The 19,248-nt window shown below is 73.6% G+C and carries 15 protein-coding genes; 7 read left to right on the top strand and 8 right to left on the bottom strand.

Annotated elements, in window-relative coordinates; translation table 11 throughout:
* Positions 1–163: 163 nt before the first annotated feature.
* Positions 164–706 carry a hypothetical protein gene (locus tag ACQYWQ_RS09490; protein ID WP_431033741.1) on the top strand — a complete coding sequence of 181 codons (543 nt, stop codon included), beginning with the start codon at positions 164–166 and terminating at the stop codon, positions 704–706.
* Between the two features lie 176 nt (positions 707–882).
* Here the strand turns inward: ACQYWQ_RS09490 and ACQYWQ_RS09485 are convergent, their stop codons facing one another.
* The gene (locus ACQYWQ_RS09485; protein ID WP_431033739.1) at positions 883–1,683 is read right to left on the bottom strand and encodes a sugar phosphate isomerase/epimerase family protein; all 801 of its coding nucleotides are present in this window, start codon (positions 1,681–1,683) and stop codon (positions 883–885) included.
* Positions 1,684–1,978: 295 nt separating this feature from the next.
* Positions 1,979–3,028, bottom strand: a complete 1,050-nt coding sequence (locus ACQYWQ_RS09480) for a LacI family DNA-binding transcriptional regulator (protein ID WP_431033738.1) — start codon at positions 3,026–3,028, stop codon at positions 1,979–1,981.
* Positions 3,029–3,170: 142 nt separating this feature from the next.
* Between ACQYWQ_RS09480 and ACQYWQ_RS09475 the strand changes: the two genes are divergently transcribed.
* The 3 genes from ACQYWQ_RS09475 to ACQYWQ_RS09465 are packed head-to-tail and all read left to right on the top strand — an operon-like array spanning position 3,171 to position 6,312.
* On the top strand, positions 3,171–4,322 hold the full coding sequence (locus ACQYWQ_RS09475; RefSeq protein WP_431033736.1) for a Gfo/Idh/MocA family protein: 1,152 nt from the start codon (positions 3,171–3,173) through the stop codon (positions 4,320–4,322).
* Positions 4,319–5,479 carry a dihydrodipicolinate synthase family protein gene (locus ACQYWQ_RS09470; RefSeq protein WP_431033734.1) on the top strand — a complete coding sequence of 387 codons (1,161 nt, stop codon included), beginning with the start codon at positions 4,319–4,321 and terminating at the stop codon, positions 5,477–5,479. The genes ACQYWQ_RS09475 and ACQYWQ_RS09470 overlap by 4 nt, the downstream gene beginning before the upstream one ends.
* Before the next feature lie 5 nt (positions 5,480–5,484).
* Complete coding sequence (locus ACQYWQ_RS09465; protein ID WP_431039127.1) at positions 5,485–6,312, top strand: sugar phosphate isomerase/epimerase family protein; 828 nt, start codon at positions 5,485–5,487, stop codon at positions 6,310–6,312.
* 277 nt (positions 6,313–6,589) lie between these two features.
* Here the strand turns inward: ACQYWQ_RS09465 and ACQYWQ_RS09460 are convergent, their stop codons facing one another.
* Complete coding sequence (locus tag ACQYWQ_RS09460; RefSeq protein WP_431033732.1) at positions 6,590–7,048, bottom strand: hypothetical protein; 459 nt, start codon at positions 7,046–7,048, stop codon at positions 6,590–6,592.
* Between the two features lie 432 nt (positions 7,049–7,480).
* Here ACQYWQ_RS09460 and recD2 point away from each other — a divergent pair, with 432 nt between their 5' ends.
* Both recD2 and ACQYWQ_RS09450 read left to right on the top strand, forming a co-directional pair.
* The gene (gene recD2 / locus ACQYWQ_RS09455; RefSeq protein WP_431033731.1) at positions 7,481–9,793 is read left to right on the top strand and encodes an SF1B family DNA helicase RecD2; all 2,313 of its coding nucleotides are present in this window, start codon (positions 7,481–7,483) and stop codon (positions 9,791–9,793) included.
* A 341-nt stretch (positions 9,794–10,134) separates the two neighbouring features.
* Positions 10,135–11,433 (top strand): citrate synthase, encoded by a 1,299-nt coding sequence (locus ACQYWQ_RS09450; protein WP_431033729.1) that lies wholly within the window; start codon positions 10,135–10,137, stop codon positions 11,431–11,433.
* Between the two features lie 563 nt (positions 11,434–11,996).
* On the opposite strand, the gene ACQYWQ_RS09445 is transcribed toward ACQYWQ_RS09450, so the two are convergent.
* From ACQYWQ_RS09445 to ACQYWQ_RS09425, 5 genes are all read right to left on the bottom strand, one after another.
* Complete coding sequence (locus ACQYWQ_RS09445; RefSeq protein WP_431033727.1) at positions 11,997–14,318, bottom strand: heavy metal translocating P-type ATPase; 2,322 nt, start codon at positions 14,316–14,318, stop codon at positions 11,997–11,999.
* Positions 14,319–14,469: 151 nt separating this feature from the next.
* Positions 14,470–14,697, bottom strand: a complete 228-nt coding sequence (locus tag ACQYWQ_RS09440; protein ID WP_431033725.1) for a heavy-metal-associated domain-containing protein — start codon at positions 14,695–14,697, stop codon at positions 14,470–14,472.
* A 129-nt stretch (positions 14,698–14,826) separates the two neighbouring features.
* Entirely contained in the window at positions 14,827–15,765 is a 939-nt protein-coding gene (locus tag ACQYWQ_RS09435) for a PrsW family intramembrane metalloprotease (protein WP_431033723.1), read from the bottom strand.
* Positions 15,766–16,116: 351 nt separating this feature from the next.
* A complete protein-coding gene (locus ACQYWQ_RS09430) occupies positions 16,117–17,016 on the bottom strand; it encodes a helix-turn-helix domain-containing protein (protein WP_431033722.1) in 900 nt (299 codons plus the stop codon).
* A 3-nt stretch (positions 17,017–17,019) separates the two neighbouring features.
* Complete coding sequence (locus ACQYWQ_RS09425; protein ID WP_431033720.1) at positions 17,020–17,943, bottom strand: sugar phosphate isomerase/epimerase family protein; 924 nt, start codon at positions 17,941–17,943, stop codon at positions 17,020–17,022.
* 172 nt (positions 17,944–18,115) lie between these two features.
* Here ACQYWQ_RS09425 and iolC point away from each other — a divergent pair, with 172 nt between their 5' ends.
* A complete protein-coding gene (iolC, locus tag ACQYWQ_RS09420) occupies positions 18,116–19,174 on the top strand; it encodes a 5-dehydro-2-deoxygluconokinase (RefSeq protein ID WP_431033718.1) in 1,059 nt (352 codons plus the stop codon).
* Positions 19,175–19,248 lie beyond the last annotated feature (74 nt).

Raw genomic sequence — 19,248 nt, 5'->3', positions numbered from 1 at the left:
CGGGGGCAGGGAAGGGGCGTGCGGGCGTGCGGAGCGCGGGTCGGGGCCACCCGCGTACGGCCGGTCCGTGGGCCCGGGTCCGCGCCCGCATGACCGCGCCCCCGCCCGGACAACCTTCCCCTCTTCGTGCGGCTTCGCACAGTCGTGCGGGAGAGGGGCCGTCGTGGAGGCCGAGACCGTCATCGCCTTCGCCGCCACCGTCGTCGCGGTCGGCTCCCTGTGGGTGAGCTGGACCCAGACCGCCGCGACCCGCGAGCACAACCGTCTCTCGGTGCGGCCGGTGCTCCAGTTCCGGCGCTTCCGCGACAGCGGTCAGGACCACGCCGGGGTACGGCTCAGCAACGCTGGACTCGGACCCGCCGTCATCACGCGCCGCGAGGTGCGGATCGACGGCGAGGACTTCGGCGGCTGGAGTCCGCGCGCGGGGGCCCGGGTGTCGGAGCCGGCGGGACGCAAGCCCCTGCTCTACTCGCTCCACCCGGGCACCGTGCTGCTCGCCGGGGAGCGGGTCTTCCCCACCCGGCTCGTGCCTTTCGACCGGGAGGCCGACGCGGAGTACTGGCGGGTTGTCGACCAGCGCCTCGAAATGATCGTGCACTACGAGGCGGTGTACGGCGGCGAGGGCCTGAGGGCCCCACCTGCGCCCGAACGCCCCGTCCACGCACGGGGAGCCCCGGCCACCGCCCCCTCAGCCCCCGGCCCCTGAGCCCCCGGACCCCGAGCGCGCGGGCCCCCAGCCCCCGGACCCCGAGCGCGCGGGCGGCTGCGCGTGGCTGACTCCGGGCCCGGTACGGGGCCTGACCCCGGGCCCGGCACCGCGCCCGACCCCGGGCCCGGCACCGCGCCCGCTACCGCACCCGCCCCCTCCCCGCGCGCCCCGCCTCACGCCGCCTCGTTCAGCAGCCTCCGCAGGTACTCCGCGCCCGGTCCGAGCAGCGGGGCGAGGTCGGCGGCGTCCGCGTACCACCGCTTCTCGTACTCCCAGCACAGCCAGCCGTCCCAGCCCTCGCGGGTGAGCACGTCCACGACCTCGCCGAGCGGCAGCACCCCGGCGCCGAGCGGCAGCGGCGTCGTGTCCTCGCGCGAGGCGATGTCCTTGACCTGCACGTATCCGAGGTAGGGGGCGAGCGCGAGGTAGGACTCATCGGGCTGCTCGCCGCCGAGCCACGTGTGCATGGTGTCCCACAGGGCGCCGGTGGACTTGTGCCCCACCGTGCCGAGGACGCGGGTCGCCGCCGCGCCCGTGCGGTGCGAGTCGTGGGTCTCCAGGAGGATGCGGACGCCGCGCGCGGCCGCGTGCTCGGCGGCGAGCCCGAGCCGCCGCTCGGCGGTCGCGTCGGCCTCCACCTCGCCCTGCTCCGTACCCCCGCCGGGGAAGACGCGGACGTGGCCCGCGCCGAGGTCGTGGGCGAGGTCGATGAGCGCGCGCGTCTCGGTGAGGTACGGCTCGTCGTCGCCGGGCTCGGCGACCTTCACGTACCCGGCGACCCCCAGCACCTCGACCCCCGCGTCGGCGAACCGCTGCCGCGCGGCGGCGCGTTCGGGTGCCGTACTGGTCAGGTTGAGCGGCTCCTCGGGGTGGGCGCGCAGCTCCACGCCGTGGTAGCCGTGCGTGGCGGCGAGCCGTACGACCTCGGGGACGGGCAGCCCGGGGACACCGAGGGTGGAGAACGCCAGTTTCATGCCTATTGCTCCTTCGTCGCTTCTGCCGTGGCCCCGGCGGGCCGTCTGTCGCACAGCCTGACCGCAGGCGGCACGCCTATTCCCGCTGGCGCGCCGGGACCGAGGACCGAGGCGGCTCCGGTCACGGCCACGGGACTGCGGTACGGGGGCGGGGTGCGGGGCCGGGGTACGGGTGCGGGGCCGGGGTCGTGCTGCCGGTGCGGGGCTGCGGTGCGGGTGCGGGGCCGGGGTCGTGCTGCCGGTGCGGGGCTGCGGTGCGGGTGCGGGGCGGGCCGTTTCCGCTTCGTCCGCCCCGCTACCTCGCCGCTCCCGTCGACCCCCGCACCACCAGCTTCCCCGCCACCAGTTCCTCGCCCCCCTCGGGCGCCTCGTCCCGCCCCGTCGCGATCCGCCCGGCCCGTGCCCCCGTCTCGTGCAGCGGCAGCCGGACCGTCGTGAGCGCGGGCAGCGCGTCCGCGCTGAAGGGCAGGTCGTCGAAGCCCGCCACGGACACGTCGTCAGGCACCCGGAGGCCCCGCTCCCGCAGCGCCGCGCAGGCGCCCAGCGCCACGGTGTCGTTCGCCGCGACGATCGCGGTCAAGTCCGGTACGCGGCCGAGGAGTTCACCGACCGCGCGGAAGCCGGACGCTCTGTCGTACGCCCCGTGCACGGTCGCCCCCGGCACGTCGTCGACCCCCGCTTCGGCGAGCGCCGCCCGGTGGCCTTCGAGCCGGTGCCGGGTCGTCGTGCGCTCGGGCGGGCCCGCCACGCAGCCGATGCGGCGGTGGCCGAGCGCGAGGAGATGGGCGGTCAGCTCCCGTGCTCCCGCCCGGTTGTCGAAGGTCAGCGCGGTGACCCCGGGTCCGGCTTCGGGCAGCGGGGGCCGCCCCAGGAGGATCGCGCGTGTCCCTGCGGCGACGAGTTTGCGCAGCTTGTCCGCGACGGCCGCGCTGTGCGCCGCGTCCTCGACGGCGCCCCCCGTGAGCACGACGGCCGCCGCGCGCTGCCGCTGGAGCAGCGTCAGGTAGGTGAGTTCGCGCTCGGGGGCGCCGCCCGTCCCGCACACGACCGCGAGCCGTTCGCCGCCCGCGCGCCCCCCGGGCCCGCCGATCTGCGACTGCACCGCGCTCGCGATGATCCCGAAGAAGGGGTCGGCGATGTCGTTGACGAGCACCCCGACGAGGTCCGAGGTCGCGGCGGCGAGCGAACTCGCCGGGCCGTTCAGCACGTAGTCCAGCTCGTCCACGGCCCGCAGCACCCGCTCGCGGGTGCCCTCGGCCACCGGGTAGTTGCCGTTGAGCACCCGGGAGACGGTCGCGGGTGAAACCCCCGCACGGGAAGCCACATCCGAGAGCGTCACGGTCATCTCGTCCTCCGGGACCGGTCGGGCCGGCACGGAAGCCGGCGGGCGGGGGTCTTGTCGTCCCCGTTGCGCAGAGGCTAGCGTCTCCCCTCGTAGAAAGCGCTTACTGGGCGCGTCTGCCGACCCCCCGTGAGAAGGGACCCCCGTGGAACGCAAGACGGTGCACATCGCCATGAACGGTGTGACAGGGCGGATGGGCCACCGCCAGCACCTCGTTCGCTCGATCCTCGCGCTGCGCGAGCAGGGCGGACTCGACCTCGGCGACGGGACGGTCCTGTGGCCCGAACCCGTCCTCGTGGGCCGCCGCGAGCACGCCCTGCGCGCCCTCGCCGAGCAGCACGGCCTGACCCGCTGGTCGACCGACATCGACGCGGTACTCGCCGACCCCGCGATCGACATCTACTTCGACGCGCAGGTCACGTCCGCGCGCGAGGAGGCGCTCAAGAAGGCCATCGCGGCCGGCAAGCACATCTACACCGAGAAGCCCACGGCGACCGGGCTCGAAGGGGCGCTCGACCTCGCCCGCCGCGCCGACGCGGCCGGGATCAAGCACGGCGTCGTGCAGGACAAGCTCTTCCTCCCGGGCCTGCTCAAGCTCAAGCGCCTCATCGACGGGGGCTTCTTCGGCCGCGTCCTGTCCGTGCGGGGCGAGTTCGGGTACTGGGTCTTCGAGGGCGACTGGCAGGAGGCGCAGCGCCCCAGCTGGAACTACCGCACCGAGGACGGCGGCGGCATCGTCACGGACATGTTCCCGCACTGGGAGTACGTGCTGCACGAGCTGTTCGGCCGGGTGACGAGCGTCCAGGCGCTCACCGCGACGCACCTGCCGCAGCGCTGGGACGAGGAGGGCAAACCGTACGAGGCGACGGCCGACGACGCGGCGTACGGGATCTTCCAGCTCGAAGGCGGCGCGGTCGCGCAGATCAACTCCTCGTGGGCGGTACGCGTCAACCGCGACGAACTCGTCGAGTTCCAGGTCGACGGGACCGAGGGCTCGGCGGTCGCGGGGCTGCGCAAGTGCCGTGTCCAGCACCGCTCTTCGACCCCCAAGCCGGTCTGGAACCCGGACCTGCCCGCGACGGAGGTCTTCCGCGAGCAGTGGCAGGAGGTCCCGGACAACGGCGAGTTCGACAACGGCTTCAAGGCGCAGTGGGAGCTGTTCCTGCGCCACGTCTACGCGGACGCCCCCTACCACTGGGACCTCCTCGCGGGCGCGCGCGGCGTCCAGCTCGCCGAACTGGGCCTCAAGTCCTCGGCGGAAGGCCGCCGCTTCGACGTACCGGAGATCACGCTGTGAGTCTCCGTCTCCCCGCCCCCGACGGCTCGTTGTACGCGTACGAGCCCAAGTCCCGGCCCGCGCGCGAGGTTTCCCCCGGCGGCCCGCTCACCTCCCGTACCGTCTTCTCGGCCGCGCACGTCGTCGCCGACCCGTACGCGGACATCAGCGCCGACGACCCGGCGGCCGTCGACTGGGACGCGACGCTCGCCTTCCGCCGCCACCTGTGGGAGCAGGGGCTCGGCGTCGCCGAGGCGATGGACACGGCACAGCGCGGCATGGGTCTGGACTGGCCCAACGCGGCCGAGCTGATCCGCCGTTCGGCCGCCGAGGCGCGCGCGACCGGTGGCCGGATCGCCGCAGGGGCGGGTACCGACCAGCTCGCGGCGGGCACGCCCGCCCTCGCCGAGATCCGCGCGGCGTACGAGGAGCAGCTGGCGCTCGTCGAGGACGCGGGCGCGCAGGCGATCCTGATGGCCTCCCGCGCCCTCGCCGCCGCCGCGCGCGGCCCCGAGGACTACCTCGCGCTGTACGGGCACCTGCTCCGGCAGGCCCGCGAGCCGGTGATCCTGCACTGGCTCGGTCCCATGTTCGACCCGGCGCTCACGGGGTACTGGGGCTCGGCGGACCTCGACGCGGCGACCGAGACGTTCCTCCAGGTCATCGCGGCGCACCCGGACAAGGTCGACGGCATCAAGATCTCGCTGCTCGACGCGGAGCGCGAGATCGCCGTGCGCCGCCGCCTCCCGGCGGGCGTGCGCTGCTACACGGGTGACGACTTCCACTACCCGGAACTCATCGCGGGCGACGAACAGGGCTTCAGCCACGCCCTGCTGGGCATCTTCGACCCCCTCGCCCCGCTCGCCTCGCGCGCGGTCGGCGTCCTCGACACGGGCGACGTGCGCGGTTTCCGTGAAGTCCTGGACCCGACGGTGGAGTTGTCGCGCCACCTCTTCCGGAAGCCGACGCGCTTCTACAAGACGGGCGTCGTGTTCCTCGCCTGGCTCGCCGGCCACCAGGAGCACTTCGCGATGGTCGGCGGCCACCAGTCCTCGCGCTCCCTGCCGCACCTCGCGCGCGCCTACGCGCTCGCCGACGGGCTCGGCCTGTTCCCCGACCCCGAGCGCGCGGCCCAGCGGATGCGTGCCCTCCTCGACGTGTACGGAGTCCCCCGGTGACAGCGGTGAAGGCGCACGCGCGCTTCAGCATCAACCAGCAGACGGTGAAACAACTCTCCCTCCCCGAACTCGTCGAGGCATGCGGGGACGTGGGCGTGCGGAACGTCGGCCTGTGGCGTGAGCCCGTGCAGGCGTACGGGCTGGAGGCGAGCGCGGTGCTCATGCGCGACGCGGGCCTCACGGTCACGACGCTGTGCCGGGGCGGCTTTCTCACGGCGAGCGAACCGGCCGCGCGCCGGGCCGCGGTGGCGGACAACCGCAGGGCGATCGACGAGGCGGCGGCGCTCGGCACGCGGGTCCTGGTCCTGGTCTCGGGCGGACTCCCCGACGGCAGGGGGGACCTGGGTGCGGCCCGCGAACGCGTGGCGGACGCGCTCGCCGAACTCGCCCCGTACGCGGCGGAATCGGGCATCCGGCTCGCGATCGAGCCGCTGCACCCGATGTTCGCGTCCGACCGCTGCGTCGTCTCGACCCTGACGCAGGCCCTGGACCTCGCCGCACGCTTCCCCGCCGAGCAGGTCGGCGTCTGCGTCGACACGTACCACGTCTGGTGGGACGACCAGGCCCCCGCGGCTCTCGCCCGCGCGGGCGCGACAGGCCGCATCGCGGCCTTCCAGCTCGCCGACTGGATCACCCCCCTGCCCGCCGGGGTCCTCAACGGCAGGGGTCAGCTCGGCGACGGAGCGATCGACCTCCGGTGGTGGCGCGAACAAGCCGACGCGAGCGGCTACACGGCCCCGATCGAGGTGGAACTCTTCAACGACGCGCTGTGGTCGGGCGACGGCAGGAAGCTCCTGGCGACGACGGCGGAACGGTTCGCGCGGTACGTGTGAAGCGGGGCGCGGGGGCCGACGCCGGGGCGCGGACACCGGTCCCCGGGGCCCGGCGTCCGCGTCCCGGGGCCCGCGAAGTTTCTTTCAGAGGTCGTACAACCCTCGGCCCACCTGGCCTGTCATACGTGGTGTCGCCAGGCATGGGGGGGAAATCCGGGGGGGGATTCCCGAGGGGGGAAGCCTGTGCGACGGGGGGAAACCGGAAGGGCCCGACCGCTGAGGCGGACGGGCCCCTTCGCGTGGTGCCCGCGCGGCGTCCCGGCGGCGTGCCCGCCGCTCAGCTGCTGGAGGACGAGGCCGCGGCGGCGCGCTGACGTCGCTGGAGGGTGAGCACCACGACCCCGGTGAAGACCTGGACGGGCAGCGGCACATCGCGGAGGTCGGCCGTGAGGCCGCCGCGAAAACCGGTGTTCCTGAACTCGCCCAGGACCCGCCCGCCCGAGACGAGCTGCCGCTTCCCGCGCCAGAACGACGGCCGCCCCAGTTCGTACGTGCCGCCCTCCCCGGTGATGGTCCAGCGCCCGCCCGAGCGGTGCGCCTCGACGTGCACCGCGCCGCCCGCGAGCATCTCGAAGGAGCGCCCCCAGCCCCCCGACCTGAACGCGAAGGTCTCCCCGGCCATTTCGACCTCCCCGCCGTCACTCCAGATACGGGAGGACCACCGCGCGACGGGTATCCCGTCCACCAGCACCTCGTAGCCACGCCCGAAGGCACTCTCCGGCCTGATCTCCAGCATCCTGCGCTCCTTGACCGGCTCACGGACGGACGGCCGCCCGGACCCTGGACTCCCTGTACAGGCCCCATCCTGCCCGGAAAGACCTGCCCCATACAGCTGTTCCGCGCCCGGCCGCTCAAGGCGCCACGTACCGTACCCCCACCGCGCGTAGCCCCTCCCTCGTGGCCGTCTCCGCGCCCAAGCGGCCTCTCCCCGCCTGCTCCCGTGGTGCGGTGGGGGAGGGCGAAGCGCGTACCCGCCGGCCGATACGGGCGGTTCCGGACGGGTCACGCGTCTCGCGGACGAAGTCGAGGAGGCGCAGCCCGGTATGGCCGAAGAACTGCTCGGTCATGCCCGGGACCCGTGGTCCGACGAGGCCGTCACCGGCCCCCGACTCCACTTCCTCTTTCACCGGCCCGTCCCACCGTCACCCCGCAGCGATACCGTCCCCTCATGGCCCCCAGCACCCCCGCCGGCCAGCGCCCCGGCCCCGCCTCGCCGCTCGCCGTTCTCGAAGCCACCCTCGAACGCGTCACCTACGCCGACGACGAGAGCGGCTTCACCGTCGCCCGTGTCGACACGGGGCGCGGGGGCGGGGATCTGCTCACCGTTGTCGGGGCGCTGCTCGGGGCGCAGCCGGGGGAGGCGCTGCGGATGCGGGGGCGGTGGGGCTCGCACCCGAAGCACGGGAAGCAGTTCGTCGTCGAGAACTACACGACCGTGCTGCCCGCCACCATCCAGGGCATCAGGCGGTACCTCGGCTCGGGGCTCGTGAAGGGCATCGGGCCCGTCTTCGCCGACCGGATCACGCGGCACTTCGGGACGGACACGCTCGACGTCATCGAGAGCGAGCCGAAGCGCCTCATCGAGGTGCAGGGGCTCGGGCCCAAGCGCGTCGCGAAGATCATCGCGGCGTGGGAGGAGCAGAAGGCGATCAAGGAGGTCATGGTCTTCCTCCAGAGCGTGGAGGTGTCCACGTCGATCGCGGTGCGCATCTACAAGAAGTACGGGGACGACTCGATCGAGGTCGTGAAGGCGGAGCCGTACCGGCTCGCCGCCGACGTCTGGGGCATCGGCTTCCTCACCGCCGACCGCATCGCCCGCGCGGTCGGCATCCCCGAGGACAGCCCGGAGCGCGTCAAGGCGGGGCTCCAGTACGCGCTGTCGCAGGCGACGGACCAGGGCCACTGCTACCTCCCCGAGGAGCGCCTCATCAGCGACGCCGTGAAGCTGCTCGGCGTGGACACGGGGCTCGTGATCGAGTGCCTGGGGGAGCTGGCCGATGACCCGGAGGGGGTCGTGCGGGAGGGGCTCACGGACCCCGACGGGCAGCCGGTCACGGGCGTGTACCTCGTGCCCTTCCACCGCGCGGAACTCTCGCTCGCGGGGCAGGTGCGCCGCCTGCTCACGGCCCGCGAGGACCGGCTCCGGAGCTTCCAGGACGTGGACTGGGGCGCGGCCCTGGGGTGGCTCGCGCGAAGGACGGGGACCACGCTCGCCCCCGAGCAGGAGGCCGCCGTGCGGCTCGCGCTGACCCGCAAGGTCGCTGTCCTCACCGGGGGCCCCGGCTGCGGGAAGTCGTTCACGGTGCGGTCCGTGGTCGAACTCGCCCGCGCGCGCCGTGCGAAGGTCGTCCTGGCGGCGCCGACGGGCCGCGCGGCGAAGCGGCTCGCGGAGCTGACGGGTGCGGAGGCGTCCACGGTGCACCGCTTGCTGGAGCTGAAGCCGGGCGGGGACGCGGCGTACGACAGGGACCGGCCGCTCGACGCGGACCTCGTCGTGGTGGACGAGGCGTCGATGCTCGACCTGCTGCTCGCGAACAAGCTGGTCAAGGCGGTCGCGCCCGGCGCGCACCTGCTCCTCGTGGGCGACGTGGACCAGCTGCCGTCGGTCGGCGCGGGGGAGGTGCTGCGGGACCTGCTGAGCGAGGGCGGGCCCGTCCCGGCCGTACGCCTGACGCGGATCTTCCGGCAGGCGCAGGAGTCGGGCGTCGTGACGAACGCGCACCGCATCAACGAGGGTCAGCACCCGCTCACGCAGGGGCTGAAGGATTTCTTCCTGTTCGTCGAGGAGGACACGGAGGCGGCGGGGCGGCTGACGGTCGACGTCGTGGCGCGCCGCATCCCCGCGCGCTTCGGCCTCGACCCCCGTACGGACGTGCAGGTCCTCGCCCCGATGCACCGAGGACCTGCGGGCGCGGGCACGCTCAACGCGCTGCTCCAGCAGGCCCTGACGCCCCCGGGCCCGCGCACGGAGGAGAAGCGCTTCGGCGGCCGCGTCTTCCGCGTCGGCGACAAGGTCACGCAGATCCGCAACAACTACGAGAAGGGCGAGAACGGCGTCTTCAACGGCACGGTCGGCGTCGTGACGGGACTCGACACGGTGGAGCAGCGCCTGACGGTCCGTACGGACGAGGACGAGGACGTGACGTACGAGTTCGACGAGCTGGACGAACTCGCGCACGCCTACGCGATGACGATCCACCGCTCGCAGGGCAGCGAGTACCCGGCGGTCGTCGTCCCGGTCACGACGAGCGCGTGGACGATGCTCCAGCGCAACCTTCTGTATACGGCCGTCACGCGGGCGAAACGCCTCGTGGTCCTCGTCGGCTCCCGCCGCGCCCTCGGCCAGGCGGTCCGCACGGTCTCGGCGGGCCGCCGCCACACGGGTCTCGCGGGCCGCCTGCGCGCCCCGGACATCCCCGGGCCGCGCGGACAGGCAGCGGCGAGGACCGCCGAATCTCCCGCGCCTCACTCTTCCCGGTGAATTTCTTACGGAGCGCACCCCCGCCCACCGTACGTACCCGTGAAGCCCGGCAGGTCCTCACCCGATGACGTCACCCGGACACGTGTCGTACTCGCCGGTACCCCCGGTGTGTCTCCGGCGGATGACGTAGGGAAAAATGATCGATCAAAACGGTGGGAAAGGTCACCCTGCCCTTCCGGAACCGGGGGAGAGGCGGCAGGATGGCAAGGCTGTTCGACGGCACTCAGTGCCGCCAATAGGGCCAATGGTCGGCCCCGAGTGCACTTTCCTCGTCCAAATGGGGGAAGGTAGACACAGTCAGGGCACCTCGAAGAAGAGGCACTACGTCGGTGAGGGATGACGTGAGCGAGAAACGCGACAACGCGGTAGTACTGCGGTACGGCGATGGCGAGTACACCTACCCGGTGGTCGACAGCACCGTCGGCGACAACGGCTTCGACATCGGCAAGCTGCGCGCCCAGACCGGTCTGGTGACCCTGGACAGCGGCTACGGGAACACCGCCGCGTACAAGTCCGCCGTCACCTACCTCGACGGTGAGCAGGGGATTCTCCGCTATCGCGGGTACCCCATCGAGCAGCTGGCCGAGAGCAGCAGCTTCCTGGAGGTCGCGTACCTCCTCATCAACGGCGAGCTGCCCAAGGTCGACGAGCTGGCGACCTTCAAGAACGACGTCACGCAGCACACGCTGCTGCACGAGGACGTCAAGCGGTTCTTCGACGGCTTCCCGCGCGACGCCCACCCGATGGCCATGCTGTCCTCGGTCGTCAGCGCGCTGTCCACGTTCTACCAGGACAGCCACAACCCCTTCGACGAGGAGCAGCGGAACCTCTCCACGATCCGCCTCCTCGCCAAGCTTCCGACGATCGCCGCCTACGCGTACAAGAAGTCCGTGGGCCAGCCGTTCGTCTACCCGCGCAACGACCTCGGCTACGTCGAGAACTTCCTGCGCATGACCTTCTCGGTCCCCGCGCAGGACTACGAGCTGGACCCGGTCGTCGTCTCCGCGCTCGACAAGCTGCTCATCCTGCACGCCGACCACGAGCAGAACTGCTCGACCTCGACGGTCCGCCTCGTCGGCTCCTCGCAGGCCAACATGTTCGCCTCGATCTCGGCGGGCATCAACGCGCTGTGGGGCCCGCTGCACGGCGGCGCCAACCAGAGCGTCCTGGAGATGCTGGAAGGCATCCAGGCGAACGGCTCCGACGTCGACACCTTCATCCGCAAGGTGAAGAACAAGGAAGACGGCGTGAAGCTCATGGGCTTCGGGCACCGCGTCTACAAGAACTTCGACCCGCGGGCGAAGATCATCAAGGCGGCGGCGCACGACGTCCTCTCGGCGCTCGGCAAGAGCGACGAACTGCTCGACATCGCGCTCAAGCTCGAAGAGCACGCGCTCGCCGACGACTACTTCGTCGAGCGGAAGCTCTACCCGAACGTGGACTTCTACACCGGTCTGATCTACCGGGCGATGGGCTTCCCCACCGAGATGTTCACCGTCCTCTTCGCGCTCGGCCGGCTCCCCGGCTGGATCGCCCAGTGGACCGAGATGATCAAGGAGCCCGGCAGCCGCATCGGCCGCCCGCGCCAGATCTACACGGGCTACGTGAACCGCGACTTCGTCCCGGTCGAGGGCCGCTGACCCTCCCGTAGTCGTGATGCCAGGGCCCCGTCCGAAAGGGCGGGGCCCTGCTCAGCCCGAAAAAACTAGCCCGTCTGGGGGTCCCCCCGGCCGAAGGCTGGGGGAGGTTGAGGACACCGCGCGAAGCGCGGAAAGGCCCGCGCGGCCAGGCGCACCCCCTCCAGCCGCCCGCGCCAAGCGAAAGGCGCCCCCCCGCCAGTCCCCCCACGGGCTGACGGTCGGGGCGCCTTCCTGTGCCCCGGGATCGGATTCCCCCCACGGGATCCGGCCGGGCGTTCAGGTGGTGCCGCGGTCAACCGGGACGCGTACGCGCGGGAGGGCCGCTCAAGCTCCCCGGCCGCACGTCGTCCCGGTCCTCGCTTCAGGGAACATCCCCCAAGACGTTCCCTGCCGCCGGTCGACGCCCCCCAAGACGTCTCCCGGCATGGTGTGAGACCTCCGAACCAGGCACATGGTTACCCACGAAACGATGTGATCCGCGCCACAGCGCCCTGGCCTGCGCGTCCTGAACCGCGCTGAGCCCGGACGGAGTGTCCGGGCTCAGCGTAAGGGGCTTGCGGGGGCTATGTGAAGGTCTTGAGGCGAAGACTGTTCGTCACGACGAAGACCGAGGAGAAGGCCATCGCCGCACCCGCGATCATCGGGTTGAGGAGCCCGGCCGCGGCGAGCGGGATCGCCGCCACGTTGTACCCGAACGCCCAGAAGAGATTGCCCTTGATGATCCCGAGCGTGCGCCGCGAGAGCCTGATCGCGTCGCCGGCGACCCGCAGGTCGCCGCGCACGAGCGTGAGATCCCCCGCCTCGATGGCCGCGTCCGTCCCCGTACCCATCGCGAGCCCGAGATCGGCCGTCGCGAGCGCCGCGGCGTCGTTGACGCCGTCCCCGACCATCGCGACCGTGCGCCCCTCCTGCTGGAGCCTGCGCACCTCGGCCGCCTTGTCCTGCGGCAGGACACCGGCGACGACCTCGTCGATGCCGACCTCGCGGGCGACGGCCTCGGCGACCGCCCTGTTGTCCCCGGTGAGCAGGACGGGCCGCAGGCCCAGGCCGCGCAGCTCCCTCACCGCCTCGGCGCTCGACTCCTTCACCGCGTCCGCGACGGCGAGCAGTCCCCGTACCCGCCCGTCCCACGCGACGAGCACCGCCGTCGCCCCGTCCGCCTCGGCCGCCGCCTTCGCGCGCCCCAGCTCCTGCGGTACGGGGAGCCCGGCGAGCAGCGCGCCGCGGCCGACCCGTACCTCCAGGCCCTCGACCGTGCCCCGTACCCCCAGCCCCGCCTCGTTCGCGAAGGCGGTCACCTGCGGAAGCGTCCCGACGCGCTCGGCCGCGCCCTCGGCGAGCGCGCGGGCCACCGGGTGCTCCGAGGCGTGCTCGACCGCGCCCGCGAGCCGCAGGACGTCCTTCTCGTCCGTGCCCCCGGCGGCGAGGACGGTACGGAGCTTCATGCGGCCCGTCGTGACCGTGCCCGTCTTGTCGAGCACGACCGTGTCCACGCGCCGCGTCGACTCCAGGACCTCGGGGCCCTTGATGAGGATGCCGAGCTGGGCGCCCCTGCCCGTACCGACGAGGAGTGCCGTCGGGGTCGCGAGTCCGAGCGCGCACGGGCAGGCGATGATCAGGACGGCGACCGCCGCGGTGAACGCGGCCGTCACGTCGTCGCTCGCGAGCAGCCGGCCCACGAGCGTCCCGAGCGCGATGACCAGGACGACGGGCACGAAGATGCCGGAGACGCGGTCCGCGAGCCGCTGGACCTGCGCCTTGCCGTTCTGCGCGTCCTCCACGAGGCGCGCCATGCGCGCGAGCCGGGTGTCCGCGCCGACGCGCGTCGCCTCGACCACGAGCCGGCCCGAGACGTTGACCGTCGCCCCGGTGACGGTGTCGCCCGGGCCGACGTCCACGGGCACCGACTCGCCCGTGAGCATGGAGGCGTCCAGCGCCGAGGTCCCCTCCGCCACGGTGCCGTCCGTCGCGACCTTCTCGCCCGGCCGCACCACGAAGCGGTCCCCGACACGCAGCGAGCCGGCAGGGACCCGCACCTCGCGACCGTCCCGCAGGACGCCCACGTCCTTCGCGCCCAGTTCGAGCAGGGCCCGCAGGGCCGCCCCCGCGCTGCGCTTGGAGCGCGCCTCCAGGTAGCGCCCCAGGAGCAGGAAGCCGATGACGCCCGCGGCCACTTCCAGGTAGATCGTGGACGTGCCCTGATCCGGGTCCACCGTCAGGTCGAAGCCGTGCCGCATGTGCGGCATCCCCGCGTCGCCGAGGAAGAGCGCCCACAGCGACCAGCCGAAGGCGGCGAGCGTGCCGATCGAGACGAGCGTGTCCATCGTCGCGGCGCCGTGCCGCAGATTCGTCCACGTGGCGCGGTGGAAGGGCCAGCCGCCCCAGACCACGACGGGCGCGGCGAGCGTCAGCGAGAGCCACTGCCAGTTGTCGAACTGGAGCGCAGGGACCATCGCGAGCACGACGACGGGGAGCGCGAGGGCGGCGGAGACGAGGAGGCGGTGGCGGAGACCGGCGAGGCGGGAGTCCGCGGCGGGGTGCTCCCGGGGGTTCTCGCCGGGGGCGGCGCCGGGCTCGGGCTCCGGTTCCGGCTCGGGGGGCAGGATCGGTTCCGCCGTGTACCCGGTCCTCACGACCGTCGCGACGAGGTCGTCGACACCCACCCCTTCGGGGTAGCTGACCTTCGCCTTCTCGGTCGCGTAGTTGACGGAGGCGGTCACGCCCTCCATCCGGTTGAGCTTCTTCTCGATCCTGGCCGCGCAGGCGGCGCACGTCATCCCGCCCACGGCCAGCTCGATCTCGGCGGGCGCGGCGCCACCGGCGGCCCCGGGGCCGGTCCCGGTCGCTGTGCCCGCCTCCTGTTCGTCCTGGAGCGGCGTGCTCATGTCGGGGGCCTCCGTCATTCGTACGGGTACGGGGTAGGGGTATGTGCGTCCGCCCGGTCGCGGCGCGGGGCGACCCGCGCCGCGACCGGGCAGGCGCCCCGGGCGGTGCCGTGGTCGCGGGCGGTGCGAGGTCGTGGGCGGAGCCGGGGTCTCAGACGGTGCCGGTCAGCTCGTACCCCGCCTCGTCCACGGCGGCGCGGACGGCCGCCTCGTCGAGCGGGGCGGTCGAGACGACGGTGACCTCGCCGTTCGCCGCCGAGGCGCGGACCTCGGTGACCTCGGGAAGCTCGGTCAGCTCGGCGCTCACCGCGCCCTCGCAGTGACCGCAGGACATGCCGGTGACCTTGTACGTCGTGGTGACGGCGGTGTCGGTCGTCATGGCGTTCTCCTCTTCGTGGGCCGCGTTCCAGGGGGGGGGCGCGGGGACGGTGGGGGTCCTCCGGTACGCCGGGCGTACCGTGACGGGAGGGTCCCGAGGGATTCCCGGCAGGATGACCACTGTATACCCCTAGGGGGTATGATTCCAAGTGGGGTCGCGACGGGTCATCGCCCGCCCCCAGGTGAGCGCGAGGACCGTGATCAGGGCGAGCCCGGCGACCGTGAAGAGCGTGTAGTAGTGGCGCTGCTGGCTCGTCGCGCCGACCAGGAAGTCACGCGTCGACTCCGAGACCCGCACCGGCTTCCCCGTCACCTTCTCCGTGAGCCACAGCGCGATCCCGTGCATCGAGTCCCACAGCGCGTGCAGCGCCGAGACGCCGAGGTACGCGACGAGCACGGCGAGGCTCGGCCGGTACCTGCCGTCGGGCCTGCGGTGCGCGAGGAGCACCGCACCCGCGAGCGCGGTCCACAGGCCGTGCCCGAAGGGGGCGAGCACGGCGCGCAGGATCTCCGTCTGGAGCAGCGCGCGCAGGTCGATGCCGTGGAACGAGAGCGCGGCGTTGAACGCGTACCCCGAGGTCTCGAAGGCGGCGAAGCCGAAGCCGACGGCGCCCCCGAGCACCGCCCCCGCGCGGGCCCCGTACAGCCAGTGCGATTTCCGTACGAGCCAGGCGAGGAGCAGCAGCTTCACGGCCTCCTCGATGAGCCCGACCGCCGTGTACACGCGCACCGACGGGTGCAGCAGGAAGTACTCGGCGAGCGAGGAGCCGAGCACCCCGAGCACCCCGCCGGAGACGAAACAGCTCAGGAGCGGGTGCAGTCCTAGCCCCGCGCCGTGCCGCTCGTACGCCCACAGCGCGAAGGTCACGGGGATGAGGAAGCTGCCGAGCAGGATCAGCGTCGGCAGCAGCGTCGTGTTCTTCGTCAGGTACGTGACCCCGGCCGTCAGCGCCCACAGCACGGCCCCGATCCACAGCCAGTGGCGCCACAGCCCCGGCGTGATGCCCGTCTCCGGTCCCCCGGCGCCGACGGGAGCGGGGCCGGGCGGGGGCGTGGACGGGGTCGACACGGTGCGGGCTCCGGCGGGGTACGGGAGGGAAGCGGCCGTTCACCTTAAAACCGCCCCGACACCCGCGAAGCGGACGCCGCGCCGTGCCCCCCGCGACATGGCCCGGCCCGGACCGCCCCCCAGCGGCCCGGGCCCGGCGTGATCCTCCCCGGCGTTCCCCGGCCGGGGAGCGGATCGCTCGCGGGGCACGACGCTGTCATGCCGGCCGGGCGGCGGTCTTGGAAAAACCCGCACCGCGCTCCCGATGCGCCCCGCGCGCCCCCGGACCACGCAGCCCCGCCCGTAGGGACGGGACGCCGCGCGTACCCCCCCGTACGGAGCCGGTACAGGGCCCGCACGGAAGGCGCCCCGTCACAGCAGCAGACTCGTCACCGCCCCGCCCAGCCGGTCGCCGACGTGTTCCCCGCCACCCGTGTCCCCCGCGGCCACCGCGGCCCGCGCCGCCGTGAAGGCGCCGGGGGTCCGGCCCGTCATCGCCCGGAACTCGCCGCTCAGGTGGGCCTGGTCGTAGAAGCCGCACAGCGCCGCCGTCTCGGCCTGGCTCAGCCCCGACGTCAGCAGCCGCACCGCGCGCTGGAGGCGCACGATCCGCGCCGCCGCCTTCGGCGCGAGCCCGATCTGCTCGCGGAAACGGCTCTGCACCTGCCGCTCGCTCCACCCCACCTCCTCGGCGAGCCGCCGCACGGGCACCCGGCCCCCGCTCCGCTCCAGGAGCCGCCACGCGTACTCGACCCGCGGCGACCACGCGGGCCCCGCGTCGAGCCACGCCGAGAGCGCCCGGTCGAGCAGCGCGAACCGCGCCCGCCAGCCGGGCAGCTCCTCCAGCGCCTCGGCGAGCCGCAGCCACCGCTCACCCCCCGGCAGCGAGCCGGGGTCCGTGCAGCGCCGCGCCAGCGCGTGCTGCTCGACGCCGAGCAGCCGGAACGCCGCCCACGGCGTGACCAGGATCTCCATCCCCGCCGCTGCGCCCAGGTGCTCGCCCACGGCGGGCAGCGTCGTGAGCCCCCCGATCAGCGAGACGAGCGTCGTCGTCTCCTGCCCGGGCCCGCTGACCCGTACCGGCGTCCCGAAACCCAGCACCAGCGTCACCGCGCCCACCGGCACCTCCAGGCGCGGGCGCGGGACGGTCAGCCGGTAGCCGTGGTAGCGCAGGACGCCGGGGCGCAGACGCGGGTGCGGGAGCGCGGCCGCGCCGGAGCGCGGGGCGGCCGCCGCACCGGACCGCGCGCCCGCCGCCGCACCGGACCCCACCGCTCAGGCCCCGCAGGAGCGCAGGAAGGACCGCGTACGCGCGGCGACGGGGAGCGGGCGCTCCGGCGCGCACGGGTACATGTCCTGCTCGACGATCGCGAAGAGGTCCACGCCGAGACCCTGCGCCGCCGCGAGCACCGGTTCCAGCGCGGGAATCCCGGCCGGGGGCTCGCACATGACGCCGCGCGCGACCGCGGGGCCGAACGGCAGGTCCTCCGCGCGCACCGCGGCGAGCACGTCGGGGTCGACCTGCTTGAGGTGCAGGTAGCCGATGCGGTCCCCGTACGTCTCGACGAGCTTGACGCTGTCGCCGCCGCAGTACGCGTAGTGCCCCGTGTCCAGGCACAGCGAGACGAGGTCGGGGTCGGTCGCGTCGAGGAGCCGCGCGACATCCGCCTCGCCCGCGACGTGGGTGTCCGCGTGCGGGTGGACGACGACGCGGAGCCCGTACCGCTCCCGCACCTCGTGCGCGAGCCGCTCCGTCTGCCGCGCGAGGTCGTGCCACTGCGCCGCCGTCAGCTCCCTGTCCTCCAGGACCTCGCCCGTCTTGTCGTCGCGCCAGAAGGCCGGGATCACGACGAGGTGCCCCGCGCCGCTCGCCTGCGCGAGCGAGGCGACCCGCGCGACCTGCCGCCACGTGTCCTCCCACACGGCGGGCCCCCGGTGCAGCCCGGTGAAGACGGTGCCCGCCGAGACCTTGAGCCCGCGCCGCGCGGTCTCCTCGGCGAGCCGGAGCGGGTCGGTCGGCAGGTACCCGTACGGGCCCAGCTCGATCCACTCGTACCCGGCCCGCGCCACCTCGTCGAGAAAACGCCGCCAGGGCACCTGGAGCGGGTCGTCGGGAAACCAGACCCCCCAGGAGTCCGGCGCGGAACCGACGCGGATGCGGGAGAGCGGGGACACCGGGGGCTGCGGGACCGGGGGCATCACTCCACGATCAGGAAGGGGCGACGGGGTGTCAACCTGGCGGTGTCGGCCGAGCCGAAGGCGCCGCGGCACCGGCACGCCCGCGGGCGGGGCCGACGCGGGAGAAGGGGCCGTGTTGACAGAGGTGTGGGGGGCTTTCAGGCTGAGATCCCGTACCGCCCCGGAGGCCCGCATGGCCGCAGGACCGCACCCGTACGAGCCCGCCACCGACCGGCAGCACCCCCGCGAGCCCGCCACCGGCTCGCCGCACCCCCGCGAGCCCGCCACCGAGCCCTCAGCGCCCTTCGACGTCCTCACCATCGGCCGCACCGGCGTCGACCTCTATCCCCTCGAATCGGGCGTGCCGCTCGCGCGTGTGGAGCGGTTCGGGAGGTTCCTCGGCGGCTCGGCGACCAATGTCGCCGTCGCCGCGGCCAGGCTCGGGCTGCGGGCCGCCGTCATCACCCGTACCGGTGCCGACCCCTTCGGGACCTTCGTACGGGACGAACTGCGCGCCCTCGGCGTCTCCACCGCGTTCCTCGCCGAGGTCCCCGGGCTCCTCACCCCCGTCACCTTCTGCGCACTGCACCCGCCCGACGACTTCCCGCTCCTCTTCTACCGCCGCCCCAAGGCCCCCGACCTCGAAATCCGCGCCGGGGAGCTGGACCGGGCGGCGATCCGGGACGCGCGCGTCTTCTGGACGACGGGTACCGGGCTGTGCGCCGAGCCGAGCCGTACGGCGACGCTCGGGGCGCTCGCCGAGCGGCACGCGGCGGCACCCGGCGCGCTCACCGTCTTCGACCTCGACTGGCGGCCCATGTTCTGGGAGAGCCGCGCGGAGGCCCGCCCCGCCTACGCGCAGGCGCTGCGGCACGCGAGCGTCGCCGTCGGGAACCTGACGGAGTGCGAGGTCGCGACGGGCGCGAAGAGCCCGCGCGCGTGCGCGGACGCGCTCCTCGCCGCGGGCGTCACACTCGCGGTCGTCAAGCAGGGCCCGGCCGGGGTCCTCGCCGCGCACAGCGACGGCACGGTCGTCGAGGTCGCGCCGCTCCCCGTGAAGGTCGTCAACGGGCTCGGCGCGGGCGACGCCTTCGGCGGGGCGCTGTGCGAGGGGCTCCTCGCGGGCCGCCCGCTCGCCGAGACGATCCGCTTCGCGAACGCGGCGGGGGCGATCGTGGCGGGCCGCCTGGAGTGCTCCACAGCGATGCCCTTCCCGCACGAGGTACGGGCCGCGCTCGCGGCGGCGGGGTGACACCACGGCCGCACCGCTCACCGATGCGCGCCACGGGGTAGGGGAGCAGAGTGGGAGAAGCGGCGCACGCAGGG

The organism is Streptomyces sp. P6-2-1 (genome assembly GCF_050613165.1).
Taxonomy (GTDB): Bacteria; Actinomycetota; Actinomycetes; order Streptomycetales; family Streptomycetaceae; genus Streptomyces.
Note: the sequence above shows the minus strand (reverse complement) of the source record. Positions and strands in the feature narration are given on the sequence as shown.

Excerpts from the sequence above, each read along its gene's own strand:
- recD2 (WP_431033731.1), top strand. The coding sequence starts at position 7,481 with ATGGCCCCCAGCACCCCCGCCGGCCAGCGCCCCGGCCCCGCCTCGCCG.
- ACQYWQ_RS09480 (WP_431033738.1), bottom strand. The coding sequence starts at position 3,028 with ATGACCGTGACGCTCTCGGATGTGGCTTCCCGTGCGGGGGTTTCACCC.
- iolC (WP_431033718.1), top strand. The coding sequence starts at position 18,116 with ATGGCCGCAGGACCGCACCCGTACGAGCCCGCCACCGACCGGCAGCAC.
- ACQYWQ_RS09440 (WP_431033725.1), bottom strand. The coding sequence starts at position 14,697 with ATGACGACCGACACCGCCGTCACCACGACGTACAAGGTCACCGGCATG.
- ACQYWQ_RS09460 (WP_431033732.1), bottom strand. The coding sequence starts at position 7,048 with ATGCTGGAGATCAGGCCGGAGAGTGCCTTCGGGCGTGGCTACGAGGTG.
- ACQYWQ_RS09445 (WP_431033727.1), bottom strand. The coding sequence starts at position 14,318 with ATGAGCACGCCGCTCCAGGACGAACAGGAGGCGGGCACAGCGACCGGG.
- ACQYWQ_RS09485 (WP_431033739.1), bottom strand. The coding sequence starts at position 1,683 with ATGAAACTGGCGTTCTCCACCCTCGGTGTCCCCGGGCTGCCCGTCCCC.
- ACQYWQ_RS09425 (WP_431033720.1), bottom strand. The coding sequence starts at position 17,943 with ATGCCCCCGGTCCCGCAGCCCCCGGTGTCCCCGCTCTCCCGCATCCGC.